The organism is Pseudomonas soli, from assembly GCF_021283165.2.
Lineage (GTDB): Bacteria > Pseudomonadota > Gammaproteobacteria > Pseudomonadales > Pseudomonadaceae > Aquipseudomonas > Aquipseudomonas soli.
On the sequence record NZ_CP128543.1, the window covers coordinates 895,979 to 910,896 of the forward strand.

General features: G+C 66.5%; 11 protein-coding genes and 1 pseudogene. 8 read left to right on the forward strand and 4 right to left on the reverse strand.

Annotated elements, in window-relative coordinates; translation table 11 throughout:
* Positions 1-21: 21 nt before the first annotated feature.
* The 5 genes and pseudogenes from LU688_RS04055 (at position 22) to LU688_RS27870 (ending at position 5,888) form a co-directional block, all read left to right on the forward strand.
* Entirely contained in the window at positions 22-2,172 is a 2,151-nt protein-coding gene (locus LU688_RS04055; protein WP_038707379.1) for a DUF1631 domain-containing protein, read from the forward strand.
* Between the two features lie 88 nt (positions 2,173-2,260).
* Positions 2,261-2,827, forward strand: a complete 567-nt coding sequence (gene ampD, locus LU688_RS04060; RefSeq protein WP_038707380.1) for a 1,6-anhydro-N-acetylmuramyl-L-alanine amidase AmpD — start codon at positions 2,261-2,263, stop codon at positions 2,825-2,827.
* Entirely contained in the window at positions 2,824-3,654 is an 831-nt protein-coding gene (gene ampE, locus LU688_RS04065) for a regulatory signaling modulator protein AmpE (RefSeq protein WP_094010264.1), read from the forward strand. The genes ampD and ampE overlap by 4 nt, the downstream gene beginning before the upstream one ends.
* A 1,085-nt stretch (positions 3,655-4,739) precedes the next feature.
* Positions 4,740-5,030, forward strand: a pseudogene (locus LU688_RS27865) (HAMP domain-containing protein); the annotation flags it as partial.
* A 153-nt stretch (positions 5,031-5,183) separates the two neighbouring features.
* A complete protein-coding gene (locus tag LU688_RS27870) occupies positions 5,184-5,888 on the forward strand; it encodes a methyl-accepting chemotaxis protein (protein WP_376752406.1) in 705 nt (234 codons plus the stop codon).
* Between the two features lie 213 nt (positions 5,889-6,101).
* On the opposite strand, the gene LU688_RS04075 is transcribed toward LU688_RS27870, so the two are convergent.
* The 4 genes from LU688_RS04075 to cra form a co-directional block, all read right to left on the reverse strand.
* Positions 6,102-6,536, reverse strand: a complete 435-nt coding sequence (locus LU688_RS04075) for a hypothetical protein (protein WP_094010262.1) — start codon at positions 6,534-6,536, stop codon at positions 6,102-6,104.
* Positions 6,520-7,158 (reverse strand): DUF6036 family nucleotidyltransferase, encoded by a 639-nt coding sequence (locus LU688_RS04080; RefSeq protein ID WP_232888038.1) that lies wholly within the window; start codon positions 7,156-7,158, stop codon positions 6,520-6,522. Before LU688_RS04080 ends, LU688_RS04075 begins: the two co-directional genes overlap by 17 nt.
* Before the next feature lie 157 nt (positions 7,159-7,315).
* Positions 7,316-8,092: a TatD family hydrolase gene (locus tag LU688_RS04085; RefSeq protein ID WP_094010261.1), complete on the reverse strand. Its 777-nt coding sequence runs from the start codon at positions 8,090-8,092 to the stop codon at positions 7,316-7,318.
* A gap of 2 nt (positions 8,093-8,094) precedes the next feature.
* Complete coding sequence (cra, locus tag LU688_RS04090; protein ID WP_094010260.1) at positions 8,095-9,090, reverse strand: catabolite repressor/activator; 996 nt, start codon at positions 9,088-9,090, stop codon at positions 8,095-8,097.
* A gap of 296 nt (positions 9,091-9,386) precedes the next feature.
* On the opposite strand from cra, the gene ptsP reads away from it, so the two are divergent.
* From ptsP to LU688_RS04105, 3 genes are read left to right on the forward strand one after another with little or no spacing between them, the layout of a single operon-like run.
* Complete coding sequence (gene ptsP / locus LU688_RS04095; RefSeq protein ID WP_094010259.1) at positions 9,387-12,236, forward strand: phosphoenolpyruvate--protein phosphotransferase; 2,850 nt, start codon at positions 9,387-9,389, stop codon at positions 12,234-12,236.
* On the forward strand, positions 12,236-13,183 hold the full coding sequence (gene pfkB / locus LU688_RS04100; protein WP_094010258.1) for a 1-phosphofructokinase: 948 nt from the start codon (positions 12,236-12,238) through the stop codon (positions 13,181-13,183). The genes ptsP and pfkB overlap by 1 nt, the downstream gene beginning before the upstream one ends.
* Positions 13,183-14,898, forward strand: a complete 1,716-nt coding sequence (locus LU688_RS04105) for a PTS fructose-like transporter subunit IIB (RefSeq protein WP_094010257.1) — start codon at positions 13,183-13,185, stop codon at positions 14,896-14,898. Before pfkB ends, LU688_RS04105 begins: the two co-directional genes overlap by 1 nt.
* Positions 14,899-14,918: the final 20 nt, after the last annotated feature.

Sequence of the window (14,918 nt, forward strand, 5' to 3'; positions counted from 1 at the left end):
ACATCCACCAAGGAGTCCGGGATGCATGATGAAGGCAAGGTGGTGCCCTTGGCGGCTGCCATCGACCGGGGCGCGCGTGCGCCCTCGCCATGCCTTCCGGTCTTGCTCCTGCAAGTGCGCGACAAGGCTGCGCTGCAATTGCGCCAAGGCTTGCAGGCGCTGTTCGACAATGCCGACGACACCCTCTTCGAAATGGCCGATAAGGCCAGTGGCCGCCTCGACCAGAACCTCTACTTCGAGGCCATGCGTGATCTGCGCCTCAAGCGCAAGAGTATCGAGCGCGGGTTCCTCGACACCTTCTACGACGCCTTCGCGCGTATCGGCCAGGGCGGTGGGCTCGAGGCCCTGGTCAGGTCACAGACCCAGGACAGGTCGGCGCTGAAGCGAACCGTGGCCGTGCAGGCCATGGTCGATCGGGTGCTGTCGCGTGACGGGTTTCTGCTCGATCAACTGAACCTGCGCTTCACCACGTTGCTGGAAGTGCCGCTGGAAACCGCGCACAACCCACTCGGCCCAGGCAACCTCTGCGGTTACTTCCTGGATGCCGGGCGCAACCTGGGCGTCGGCGCCAGCGTCAAGATGGTGCTGGTCAAATTATTCGAGCGCTACGTGCTGCGCGACCTCGACCTGCTCTACGGCGAGGCCAGCCAGTTGCTCGCCAGTGCCGGCGTGCTGCCGGACCTGCTGCCCGCGCCACGGCGTCGTGCCGAGGACCGGCGCGGCATTGCCAGGCGCGTGCCGGCCAGCGCCATGCCGGGCGGCCTGCCCGACTCCGCTGGCCAGGCGTTCTTCGCCTCGGTGCAGGCGCTGCTGGCACCGGTGCGCGGGCGGGTCACGCCGCGTTTGCAGGCGGCCGGCGCGGCCCAGCCGACCAGTACCGGCGACCTGCTGCGCCTGCTCACCCACTTGCAGCACTATGTGCCGGCCCCTGGCGAGCCGGATGACTTCAACCTTGGCCAGCAGCTGGAGCAACTGCTGTTGCGGGTCAGCGTGCGCAGCGGCACGCGGCGGCGCATTGCCACCGACGACGAAGACACGATCAATCTGGTCGACCTGCTGTTCGCCTTCATCCAGGGTGACCACAACCTGCCGGCCAGCCTGCGCGCGTTGATCGTGCGCCTGCATATCCCTGTGCTCAAGGTGGCGCTGATCGACAAGGGCATGTTCAGCCGTGGCAGCCACCCGGCGCGCCGCCTGCTCAACGAAATCGCCGCCGCGGCCATTGGCTGGGAGACCGAGGCCGAGGGGCTGCGCGACAGCTTGCACCTGCGCGTCGAACGTATCGTGCAGCGCCTGCTCAATGACTTTTCCGACGATTGCGCCCTGTTCGACGAGCTGCTCGATGAGTTTCTCGCGTTCAGCCAGGATGAACGTCGGCGCAACGAACTGCTCGAGCAGCGCACCCGTGACGCCGAGGAGGGCCGCGCCCGTACGCTGCTGGCCCGCCAGCGTGTGCAGCAGGAGCTGAACGACCGCCTGCATGGCCGGGTGCTGCCGCAGGTGGTGGTGCAGATGCTGGTGCAATCCTGGAGCCAGGTGCTGCTGCTGGCCTGGCTGAAGCAGGGTGAGGCTTCGCCAGCCTGGGCCGAGGCCCTGGCGACAGTGGACGACCTGCTGGTCAGCATTGCCCCGTACCGTGAGCCACAACGCCTCTTGGAGCAGGTGCCGGGCCTGCTCAAGGCGCTGCGCGATGGTCTGGCGGGGGTGGCGCTGGACTCCGCCGCCACCCGTGATTTCTTCCTGCAACTAGAGAAGCTGCATCAGCGTGCCTGTGGCGGCACGCCGGAGGCGGATGCCGCGCTGGACGAAGTGTGGGTGGAGGACGATATCGTGCTGGTCGTCAGTGATGAGTCCGAGTTGGACGCTGGCCTGCCGCTCGACGAGCATGACCCTGCCGTTCATCAGGTACAGCGGTTGCAGGTCGGCACCTGGGTCGAGGTGATGGACGACGACGAGGCGCTGCGCTGCAAGCTGGTGGCGCGTGTCGACAGCAACGACCGGCTGGTCTTCAGCAACCGCACCGGCATGAAGGTGCGCGAATGGAACCGCATGGGCCTGGCCATGGCCCTGCGTCGTGGCGAGGTACGCCTGTTGGACAATGGCCTGCTGTTCGAGCGGGCACTGGAGGCGGTGCTGGAGCAGTTGGGTGGGCTGCAGGCGCAGCAAAGCTGAAGCTTCCTACACAATCATTTACATGCAAGCACTGGCCGCCCACGGCATACTGACCATCTGTCTCGGGCGTCATTTCAGGATCTGCACCATGCAATTGGACCGCGCGACCGGCTGGTTCACCGGCGTCAGCCACTGCCCCTCGCCGAACTTCAACGCCCGCCCCGAAGGTGAGGCCATTGCGCTGCTGGTCATCCACAACATCAGCCTGCCTCCGGCCTGCTTCGGCACCGGCAAGGTGCAACAGTTCTTCCAGAACCGCCTGGACCCGGACGAGCACCCGTATTTCGCGACCATCAACCACCTGACCGTCTCGGCGCACCTGTTCGTCGAGCGCGATGGCGCGGTGACCCAGTTCGTCTCGTTGCTCGACCGTGCCTGGCATGCCGGCGTGTCGCGCTTCGGCGAGCGCGAGGGCTGCAACGATTTTTCCATCGGCATCGAGCTGGAAGGCACCGACGAGCTGCCCTACACCGATGCCCAGTATGCCACCCTGGAGCGGCTGACCCGCGAGATCCGCGCGGCTTGGCCGGTGATCGACGCCCAGCGCATCTGTGGCCACAACGATATCGCTCCGCAGCGCAAGACCGACCCGGGCCCGGCCTTCGACTGGCCGCGCTACCGCGCCGCGCTGCAACGCAACGAGGACAAGGCATGAGTTTTCTGGTGTTGGTGCTGGCGCTGTGGGTCGAGAAGTTCTCGGCCCTGCGCCAGCGGTTGCAGCGCGACGGTTTCTACCTCGGCGAGCTGGTGCGCCTGGAGCGCAGCGGCAAGGTCCACCCGTGGTGGACGCTGAGCATCCTGATCCTGGCGCCGGTGGCGCTGCTCGTGCTGCTTTTGCATGTGCTGGAGCCGGTGGCCTACGGCTTGCTGGCGCTGCCGGTGCATTTGCTGGTGTTGGTCTACAGCCTGGGGCGCGGCGATGTGAAGGCGGCGCTGGGGCCGTTTCGCGACGCCTGGCGCCGGGGTGACGAACAGGCGGCGCTGCATGTGGCCGAGCGCGACCTGGGGCTGGCCGCCGACGACGCCCAGAGCTTGATCAAGCGGGTTCAGGGCCACCTGCTGTGGCAGGCCTACCAGAGCTTCTTCGCGGTGATCTTCTGGTACTTCCTGCTCGGCCCGGCGGCGGCGCTGGCCTACCGCCTGCTGGCGCTGACCATGGACAACAGCCGCCAGCCGGCCTTGCAGAGCCTGGCCGGGCAACTGCGCCACGCCATGGACTGGCTGCCGGTACGAGTGATGACGGTGAGTTTCGCCCTGGTCGGCAACTTCGTCGCGGTGACCCGCGTGATGCTGCACGAACTGCTCGACTGGCACATCAGCGCCGGACACCTGGTGGCCAAGGTTGGTCGGGTGGCCGACGACATCCCTGAGGAGGAGGACCGCCAGCGCGGCCTGGAGCGGCTGGACAGCCTGTGGGATCTGCTGCTGCGCTGCGCGGTGCTGTGGTATGCCTGCTTTGCCCTGTGGACCGTGCTGGTCTGAAAGACTTCTAGCACCTCCCTGTAGGAGCGGCTTCAGCCGCGATCACCCGCGAAGCGGGTGCCAGGCTCCGCGGTGTCTGCATCGCGGTTAAAGCCGCTCCTACCGAATCGCGCTTAACCATAAGTTACAAACCTTGATTCCAATCTGCGCTATACAAAGCCACTGGCCCTGGATGGCCTAGTGCTACCCCGCAGAACAACAAGAATTCAAGGAGGTGACCTGTGAAGCGTCTGCTCTATCCGGCCATCGCACTGATGAACCGGCTGAGCTTCGGCATGAAGTTCAGCCTGATCAGCGTCCTGTTCTTCCTGCCCATGCTGGTCACCAGTTTTTATCTGGTACGCGACGCCTACAACCAGCTCCAGGCCACCCGTGGTGAATTGCAGGGGCTGGCGCCGTTGTCCGAGAGCCTGACGTTGCGCGGCGACCTGGAGACCCTCGGCAACCTGCTGCAGATCAACGCCGTGCTGGGCCAGTCGGGCCAGGCCGGCGATGTGGAAAGCCGTATCGCGGCGCTGCAGGACAAGGTTCAGGCCCGGCTCGATGGCCTCAAGGGTAGCGACCCTGCGTTCGAGGCCAAGCGTGCAGAGCTGGCCGAGGCCTTCGCCAGTGCCCGTGACGAAAGTTCGCTGCAGAACAAGGCGGCGCTGTTCGACAAGTTGCTGGCCCAGGCCCAGGTGCTGGGCAAGCTGGTGGCCAGCCAGTCGGGCCTCAGCCAGGACAGCCAGGCCTCGGTGCGTCAGTTGAGCGAGTTGCTCGGCAATGCCACGGCCCAGGTGACCCAGGCCATCGGTGAGGGGCGGGCAATGGGCGCGGTGGCCCTGGGCCGCGGCTTCATGGACTCCTCGGGCAGCGCGCGTTTCGAAGACCTGCTGCAGCGCCTGGAGCGCTTGTCCGCCGATTACGCCATTCGCCTGGATGACGCCCTGGCAACCGATGCCGGGCTCAAGCTTGCGCTCGCCAGCAGCGCCCAGGCCAGCCAGGCCACCGTCAAGCAGGCGGCGACCCTGTTCGAGGACCAGGTGGTAGTGGCCGAGAGCCTGGACGCGCCGTGGGCCGGTTTCTACCAGCAGACCAGCGACCTGATGGCGCAAACCTACCGCTTGAACGATGCCGTGCTGGCCCATCTGCACGGGCAACTGGAAGAGCGCCTCGGCCAGCACCGCCTGCGCACGGTCGCGCTGGTGGCGGCCTTGGCCAGCGTCTTCGCATTGATCATCTACCTCTACAGCGGCTTCTACGTATCCACCCGGGAAACCCTCGGCAACCTGGGCACCGCCATGGACAAGGTGGCCGCAGGCGACATGACTATCAGCTTCCAGGCCAGCAGCCGAGACGAGCTGGGCGAGTTGGGGCGTGGTTTCAACGAGACCGTGCGGCGCATTCGCGGGCTGATCGAGCAGGTCGGCAAGACCGTGACCACGGTCGAGGAACAGGCCGGCCAGGTGCTGTCGGTGTCGAGCCGCAGCAACCAGGCGGTCAGTGGCCAGCGCGAGCAGATCGAGCAGGTGGCCACGGCCATGAACCAGATGAGCGCCACCGCGCTGGAGGTCGCCCGCAGCGCGGCCCTGGCCGCCGAAGGCGCGCAGCGGGTCAACCATGAGAGTGCCTCGGGCCGCGACCTGGTGGCGAGCCAGCAGGGCAGCATCGCCCGCCTGGCTGGCGAGATTGACCAGAGCGTGGCGGCGGTGAACCAGCTGGCGGGGGACAGCCAGGCCATCGGCCGAGTGCTGGAAGTGATCCGTAGCATCGCCGAGCAGACCAACCTGCTGGCCCTCAACGCCGCCATCGAAGCGGCCCGAGCCGGCGAGCAGGGCAGGGGGTTTGCCGTGGTTGCCGATGAGGTACGCACCCTGGCCAGGCGCACCCAGGACTCCACCGAAGAGATTGCGCAGATGATCCAGCGCCTGCGCGAAGGCGTGGGCGCGGCGGTGCGGGTGATGGGCAGCAGCCACCAGATGGCCGCCGGCACCGTGGACGAAGCGCGCCAGGTGCAGCAGGCGCTGGGCAATATCCTTGGCGCGGTCGGTGGGATCGTCGAGCAGAACCAGCAGATCGCCGCCGCCGTCGAACAGCAGACCGCCGTGGCCCACGACATCGACCAGAACATCGTGGCGATCAACCGTGCGGCGCAGGACACTACCGAAGGCGCTTGTCAGACCGAAGATGCTAGCCGCGCATTGTCGGCGCAGGTGGTGGAGCTCAAGCGGCTGATCGGGGCGTTTCGGGTCTAGTGACTAGGCTCTGTACGGAATGTATCTGCACTCGCCCATACTGCGTTGAAACGGGGCTCGGAATGCTCATGTACTCCAGTACAGTCGGGCGCGACCCCGGCCGTTCCTCCCCCCGTTTCGCCTTGTCTGGCCTTCGCGCAGACACATTTCGTACAGACCCTAGTGTTGCGGGGCTGAATGGACGAGGCGATTCGAATGGTTGGAGCAGCGGTTTCAGGAGTTGGTTTGCTTGGCTTCGTAATGGCGGGTCTGGTAAGGCAGCAGGGCTTGCGCTTTCAAACCGAGCCCTTCATCAAGCCCCCAGGATGCTGCCAGTTCATCACGGCGCTTGCGTACAGCGGTCGGTGACTGGGCAATTGGCATGGCGTGGGGAAACAGCTCAAGTGCGTGGCGGGTATCCATGACACGGTGGACCGAAGCACAGGAGAAGCGCGTCAATTTCTCCAACAAGTAACCCACTCGACGGACCTGAAGTTCATCGGGATGACACCTCAGAAACGCTCGCGCAGCGCTGACCAGGTCGACATCCGAATACCAGACAGCCTGCGCTACGTGGACAAGGGTTGAGTCATCCGCTTCATTCAAGGGAGATCTGGCCAGCTTGTCCAGCGCGGATGTGAAGAGGTTGCCGTCAAGACGCTTCGCCATCTTCGGGCTCCAGGAAGTCTTGCAAGAGATTGGTCAGTACGGTGGTCGGTGGTTCCTTGGACCCAACATACACATCGATTGCCTCCAGTGCCAGCCTCCGTAAGTCAGTGGTCAGGATGAGACCCGAACGGAGCAATGCGTGAATGTCACTCAAGTCTTGTTCGCTTGCCCTGGCCAGCTTCGATATGGCGATGTCGACAGGCGCTGCGATACGAATATGCAAGGGGGAGGTTTCCGGGAACTCTGCCAATGGCAGGCTGCGCTCCAGATAGTCTTCGTGGATCGGCCCGAAAGTTGTGGTGTAATGCAGGTCGTAGTGCAACTCCAGCATGCGTCCGGATTGGGCATCGAAGAAGGCTTGAGGGACTTCGGCGAGTAGAGCTTGCAAGTCGAACGGCTCGGCGAGGCTGTTCTCGTAACATTCGGCATCGACATCCACGGAAACGCGATGATGAGTATAGAGGTGGACAGCACACCCTCCGAATATGATGATTTTCAATGCGCCTGGCCCTGCTTGCTCTTGCACCATTTCCGCTTCCACTGACTTGAACATGGAAATCAGGGCTTGTCCCAGATCGCTCTGGGTGTTCAGGTGTGGAGGAGTTGCATTCAGACGGTCCATTGCCAACCTCGATATCCTTGTGACCAGCTCGTAGGCGTACTTGAGCAAGATTCACCCAAGCGCGTTCGGGGCATCAATCTAGTTGGACGGTCGAGGTGTCGGAAACAGAAAAGTAGCTTCTGGGTGTTGCCAAAGTGCAGGCTGGAACAGCGGTGATTTACCAGCCGAACAGTGCGCAGGCATTGTGGGTGCTGGTCTTCGCCAGTTGCTCGACATCGACACCTATTACTTCAGCCAGTGCCTGTGCAATCTCTGGTAAATATTCCGGGCTGTTGCGCTGCCCCGGGAACATCGCCGGCGCCATGTCCGGCGCGTCGGTCTCCAGCACCACGCTGTCCAGGGGCAACCGCGGCAGGGTCTTGCGCAGGCGCAATGCCTGGGGCCAGGTGCCGGCGCCGCCCAATCCCAGCTTGAAGCCGAGCTTGATGTACTCCCGCGCCTCTTCGTAGCTGCCGGCAAAGGCATGGATGATCCCCGCCCGCACCGGCTTGTAGCGCTTGAGCGTGGCGATCACCTGGGCGTGGCTGCGGCGCACATGCAGCAGTGACGGCAGCTCGAAGTCGCAGGCCAGTTGCAGTTGGGCCTCGAACAACGCCTGCTGGCGCGTCGGGTCCAGTTCGGGCAGGTAGAAGTCCAGGCCGAACTCACCCACCGCGCACAGCCGCGGGTTGCCGCGCAGGCGTTCGAGCCAGTCGCGCAACTGCGCCAGGTGCTCAGGAAGGTGCTGCTCGAGGTAGATCGGGTGCAGCCCCAGCGCCGCGTACACGCCTTCGTTGGCGCAGGCCAGGTCCCAGACTCGCTGGAAGTTGTCCTGGTACACCCCCAGCACCACCATGCGCTCCACCCCGCGCGCCGCCGCGTTGGCCAGAAGGCGCGGGCGGTCGGCGTCGAAATCGGCGAAGTCGAGGTGGGTGTGGGTGTCGATCAGGCGCATGCTCAGGCCTTGGCGATCCGCTGCTTGAAGGTGCGGCCGATGGCGTGCACGCCGGGCTCGTAGCGCTTGTCCTCGATGGCGGCCAGGGCCAGCTCCAGCGCGGTGGCGGCAATCAGGCCGTGCTGCTGGGCCATGGCGTTTACCGGCAGCGGCAGGAAGTCGAGCAACTGGTTGTCGCCGAAGGTGCCCAACTGCAGCTGGCGTGAGTCCTCGGGGCGCGCCTGAAGCGTGTCGAACACGCCTTGCAGCAGCACGTAGGACGTGGTCACCAATGCATCCGGCAGGCCACCCAGTTCATCGATCAGCTGTTGCATCAGGCGTTGGCCGCACTCGCGGCTGAAGGCTTCGCCCTGGCAGCGGCGCACTTGGCCGGCGAAACCTTGCAGGGCTTCGTCGAAACCACCGGCACGGGCCTGGCTCACCGACAGCTCGGGGCGGGCGCCGATCAGGGCGATGCTGCGCGGGCGGGTTTTCAACAGGCTCTGGGCCAGCTGGCGGCTGGCGTCGCGGTCATCGCTGATCACCGAGCAGAAGTGCGCCGGGTCCAGGCGCCGGTCGATGGCGATCACCGGCAGGCCCTTGGCCTGCAGTTCGCGGTAGCTCTCGTCTTCCGGCGGCAGGCAACTGGCGACGAACAGCGCGTCGCAGCGCCGGGCACGGAACAGCTGCTGCAACTGGCGTTCGCTGTCGGGCTGGTCGTCACTGCTGGCGATCAGCAACTGGTAGCCACGGGCACGGGCGCCTTGCTCCAGTTGCTTGGCAATGCGGGCGTAGCTGGGGTTCTCCAGATCCGGGAGAATGAAGCCCAGGGTGCGGGTGTGGCGGCTGCGCAGGCCGGCGGCCTGGGGGTTCGGGGTGAAGCCGTGGGCCTCGACCACCGCACGCACGCGCTCGACGGTGCTGCTGCTGATGCGCTGCTGTTCGGCCTTGCCATTGATGACGTAGCTGGCGGTGGTCACGGACACACCGGCCAGACGGGCGATATCGCTGAGTTTCACCGAATTTTCCTTGTTGTTTCCGGGACTGCCTGCGGGGCTTGACCGGCTAGTTTCACCCATCGACGGGCCCGCGCGCAGACGACCATTGTCGCAATTGTCCGACAGGATGGGGCTTTTTCGTTGGCAGATTATCGAGTAACGTGGCCGCTTGGTCAGATTAAACGTTTCAGCAAGGCGAATTTTCCTGCCTGAAAATCAGTCTTCGCCGGTTGTGCTGATCGTTTCGGCGGCTTTTGCCGTCGAATTCCACAACAATACCTCGGTAGCCGACGGGGCTGCCGCAAAAGGAGAGGGTCATGCTCGAGCTTGCCGTTGAGCAGATTGCCATGGGCCAGCGTGCCGCCGACAAGGGCGAGGCACTGGCGCTGCTGGCCGATCGACTGGTTGCCGATGGTCTGGTCGCCGAGGGTTACCTGGCGGGGCTGCAGGCCCGGGAGACGCAAGGCTCGACCTTCCTCGGCCAGGGCATCGCCATCCCCCACGGCACGCCGCAGACCCGCGAGCTGGTGTTCGCCACGGGCGTACGCCTGCTGCAGTTTCCCGACGGCGTGGACTGGGGCGACGGCCAGATCGTCTACCTGGCCATCGGCATCGCCGCCCGCTCCGATGAACATTTGCGCCTGCTGCAACTGCTGACCCGCGCCCTCGGTGAAACCGACCTGGCCGAGGCGCTGCGTCGCTCCGGCAGCGCCGAGGCACTGCTCAAGTTACTGCAAGGGGCGCCACGCGAGCTGGCGCTGGATGCCCAGCTGGTCGGCCTCAACCTGGCGGCGGAAGACTTCGACGAACTGGCCTGGCGCGGCGCTCGTCTGTTGCAACGCGCCGGTTGTGCCGACAGCGGCTTTGCCGCCGTGCTGCAGCAGACCGAGCCGCTGCCGCTGGGCGAGGGCCTGTGGTGGCTGCACAGCGAACGTGAGGTGCGCCAACCGGGGCTGGCCTTCGTCACCCCGCAGCAACCGTTGCGCTACCGCGATCAACCGCTCAATGGCCTGTTCTGCCTGGCCAGCCTCGGAGCGGCGCATCAAGCCCTGCTCGAGCGCCTGTGCGAGGTATTGATCGAGGGCCGTGGGCAGATGCTCTACCAGGCCACCAGCAGCCGCGCCGTGCTCGAAGTGCTCGGCGGCGAGGCGCCCGCCGACTGGCCCAGCGCCCGGATAGTATTGGCCAACGCCCATGGCCTGCATGCTCGCCCTGCAAAGGTACTGGCGCAGCTGGCCAAGGGTTTCGAGGGCGAGATCCGCATACGGCTGCACGACAGCGCCCAGCCGGCCGTTTCGGTGAAGAGCCTGAGCAAGCTGCTCAGTCTGGGCGCCCGCCGTGGCCAGGTCCTGGAGCTGATCGCCGAGCCCGGTATTGCCGCCGATGCCTTGCCGGCGTTGCTGGCGGCTATCGAGCAGGGCCTCGGCGAGGAGGTCGAGCCCTTGCCGCAAGCGGCAGCAGTGGAGCAGCCGCAGGTCGAAACCCTCCAGGCGCCGCCGCCCGGCAGCACCCTGCAGGGTGTCGCGGCCGCGCCGGGTATCGCCAGTGGCCCGGCCCATGTCTGCGTCGAGCGCGATATCGACTACCCGCTGCGCGGCGAGTCGCCCGCCCAGGAGCGGGCCAGGCTGCGCCAGGCCATCGACACAGTGCACGCCGATCTTCAGGCCCTGGTGCAACGCAGCGACAAGGCCATCGGCGAAATTTTCGTCACCCATCAGGAAATGCTTGCCGACCCGGCCCTGACCGACGACGTCGAGCTGCGCCTGGCCCAGGGCGAAAGCGCCGCAGCTGCATGGATGGCGGTGATCGAAGCCGCTGCCCGTCAGCAGGAGGCCCTGCACGATGCGCTGCTGGCCGAGCGGGCCGCCGATCTGCGCGATATCGGTCGTCGGGTGCTGGCGCAACTGTGCGGCGTCAAGGACAGCGCCGAGCCAGAGCAGCCCTATGTGCTGGTGATGGCCGAGGTCGGCCCTTCGGACGTGGCGCGCCTGGACCCGGCACGGGTCGCCGGTATCGTCACCGCCCAGGGCGGCGCCACCGCACACAGCGCCATCGTCGCTCGCGCCCTGGGCATCCCGGCGGTGGTCGGGGCCGGGGCGGCCGTGTTGTTGCTGGATAGCGGCACGCCGCTGCTGCTCGATGGTCAGCGCGGGCGGGTCGTGGTTGCGCCAGCCGAGGCCGAGTTGCAACGAGCCCTGGCAGAGCGTGATGCCCGCGAGCGTCGGCTGCAGATCGCCTGGGCCAACCGCCATGAGCCCGCGCGGACGCGCGACGGCCATGCCGTCGAAGTGTTCGCCAACATCGGCCAGAGCAACGGCATCGACAAGGTGGTGGAGCAAGGTGCCGAAGGCATCGGCCTGTTGCGCACCGAGCTGATCTTCATGGCCCACCCGCAACTGCCCGATGTGGCGGCCCAGGAAGCCGAGTACCGTCGGGTGCTCGATGGCCTGGACGGACGGCCACTGGTGGTGCGCACGCTCGACGTCGGGGGCGACAAGCCCTTGCCGTACTGGCCGATCGCGGCTGAGGAAAACCCCTTCCTCGGCGTGCGCGGCGTGCGCCTGACCCTGCAACGCCCGCAGGTGATGGAGGACCAGCTGCGCGCATTGCTGCGTGCCGCGGACAACCGCCCGCTGCGCATCATGTTCCCCATGGTCGGCCAGCTCCATGAATGGCGCGCCGCCAAGGCCATGGTCGAGCGCCTGCGCCAGGAGGTTCCGGTGGGCGACTTGCAGGTAGGTATCATGGTCGAAGTGCCGTCGGCCGCCTTGCTGGCGCCACAGCTGGCCCGTGAAGTGGACTTTTTCAGTATCGGTACCAACGACCTCACCCAGTACACCTTGGCCATCGACCGCGGTCACCCGAGCCTGTCGGCACAGGCCGACGGCCTGCACCCGGCAGTGCTCAACCTGATCGACATGACCGTGCGCGCCGCCCATGCCCAGGGCAAGTGGGTGGGCGTGTGCGGCGAGCTGGCGGCCGACCCGCAGGCGGTCGCCGTGCTGCTGGGCCTGGAGGTGGACGAACTGAGTGTCGCCGCCCGCAGCATTCCTGAAGTCAAGGCACTGGTGCGCCAGACCGACCTTTCGACGGCCCGCGCCCTGGCGCGCGAGGCCCTGCAACAAGACAGCGCCGAGGCAGTTCGGGCGCTGGTGGAGCGTTTTTGATGGCCAAGATCCTCACCCTCACCCTCAACCCGGCGCTGGATATCACCATCATCCTCGACCGCCTGCGACCCGGCGCGGTCAACCGCAGCCAGGCCCAGCACAGCCATGCCGCCGGCAAGGGGCTGAACGTCGCCCAGGTGCTGGCCGACCTGGGTCACAGCGTCACTGTCGGCGGTTTCCTGGGGCAGGATAACCTGGCGCCGTTCGAGGCGCTGATTGCCTGGCGCGGGTTCGCCGATTGCTTCGTGCGCGTCCCGGGCGAGACCCGCAGCAACATCAAGCTGGTCGAGGCCGATGGCCAGGTCACCGATATCAACGGGCCAGGGCCGCAGGTCGACGAGGCCGCCCGCGACGCCTTGCTGCAACGTCTGGCACTCGTGGCCCCGGGGCATGACGCCGTGGTGGTGGCCGGGAGCCTGCCACGGGGGATCAGCCCCGAGTGGTTGCGCGAGCTGCTGCTGATGCTCAAGTCCCAGGGCCTGAAGGTGGCCCTGGACAGCAGCGGCGAAGCCTTGCGCGCAGGCCTGCAGGCCGCGCCCTGGCTGGTCAAGCCCAACACCGAGGAGCTGGGTGAAGTCCTCGGGCTGCCGGTGCAGGCTGCGGACGAGCAACGCGCGGCCGCACGGCGGCTGCTCGCCACTGGCGTCGAGCATGTGGTGGTGTCCCAGGGCGAGCAGGGCGTGAACTGGTTCGCCGCTGGCCTGGCGCTGCATGCGCAACCGTCGAAAGTGCGCATCGCCAGTACCGTCGGCGCCGGTGATTCGCTGGTTGCCGGCATGGTCCATGGCCTGCTCCTGGCCGAAGCGCCCGCCGCTACCTTGCGCCGCGCCACCGCCATCGCCGCCCAGGCAGTCACCCAGGTCGGCTTCGGCGTTCACGACCGTGAGCAACTGGAGCGTCTGGAAGCCGCCGTGCGCCTTACAGAACAACAAGAAGAGGGCTGCTGATGAACATTGCCATTGTCACCGCCTGCCCCAACGGTCAGGTGTCCAGCGTGCTCAGCGCCCGCCTGTTGGCCGCCGCGGCCCAGCGTCGGGGCTGGAAAACCTGCGTCGAGGTGCATGACGCCGAACATCCGGAGCTGCGCCTGACGCCAACGCAGATCGCCGAGGCCGACTGGGTGCTGGTGGTCAGCACCGGGCCGCTGGACCTGGCGCGCTTTGCGGGCAAGCGCCTGTACCAGAGCACGCCGGCCCAGGCCCTGGCCGACCGTGAAGGCTTCCTCGACGAGGCCGCTGCGGGCGCCCAGGTGCAGGTAGCGCAAACCCCGGTGCATGGTACGCCGAAGATTGTCGCTGTGACCGCCTGCCCGACCGGCGTGGCCCACACCTTCATGGCCGCCGAAGCCCTGCAACAAGCGGCGCAGGCCATGGGCTACCAGCTCACCGTGGAAACCCAGGGTTCGGTCGGCGCGCGCAATCCGCTGCCGGCCGAGGCCATTGCCGCAGCCGATGTGGTGTTGCTGGCCGCCGATATCGAAGTACCGGCTGCGCGCTTCGCCGGCAAGCGCATCTACCGCTGCGGCACCGGCATCGCCCTCAAGCAGGCCCGCGCCACGCTGGACAAGGCCCTGGCCGAGGGCAAGGTGGAGGCGGCGGGAACGACCGGCGCAGTGCCGCCGGCCGAGAAGACCGGTGTCTACAAGCACCTGTTGACCGGGGTTTCGTTCATGCTGCCGATGGTGGTGGCCGGCGGTTTGCTGATCGCCTTGTCGTTTGTGTTTGGCATCGAGGCCTACAAGGAACCCGGCACGCTGCCCGCCGCCTTGATGCAGATCGGCGGCGAGGCGGCGTTCAAGCTGATGGTGCCGCTGCTTGCCGGCTATATCGCCTGGTCCATTGCCGACCGCCCGGGCCTGGCGCCCGGGATGATCGGCGGCCTGTTGGCCAGCACGCTCGGGGCGGGGTTCATCGGCGGCATCGTCGCTGGCTTCCTGGCGGGCTACAGCGCCAAGGCCATCGCCCGCTGGGTGCGCCTGCCCAGCAGCCTCGACGCGCTCAAGCCGATCCTCATCATCCCGCTGCTGGCCAGCCTGTTCACCGGCCTGGTGATGATCTACGTGGTCGGCCAGCCCGTGGCGGCCATGCTCGAGGGACTGACCCATTTCCTCGACAGCATGGGCACCACCAACGCCATCCTGCTCGGGCTGCTGCTCGGCGGCATGATGTGCGTCGACCTTGGCGGGCCGATCAACAAGGCCGCCTATGCCTTCTCGGTGGGGCTGCTGGCCTCGTCGAGCTACGCGCCGATGGCCGCGACCATGGCCGCCGGCATGGTGCCGCCGATCGGCCTGGGCATCGCCACCTTCCTGGCCCGGCGCAAGTTCGCCCAGAGTGAGCGCGAGGCCGGCAAGGCGGCGCTGGCGCTGGGCCTGTGCTTCATCTCCGAGGGCGCGATCCCGTTCGCCGCCAAGGACCCGCTGCGGGTGATTCCGGCGAGCATCGCCGGGGGCGCGCTGACCGGGGCCTTGTCGATGTATTTTGGCTGCAAGCTGATGGCGCCCCATGGCGGGTTGTTCGTGCTGCTGATCCCCAACGCGATCAACCATGCGCTGTTGTACCTGCTGGCCATCGTCGCCGGCAGCCTGCTGACGGCGGTGGTGTACGCGCTGATCAAGAAGAGCGAGCAGGTGGAGATGGTCGTGGCGCCAGCCAAGGGCTAGGCCCGCGATTGCTCCATCAA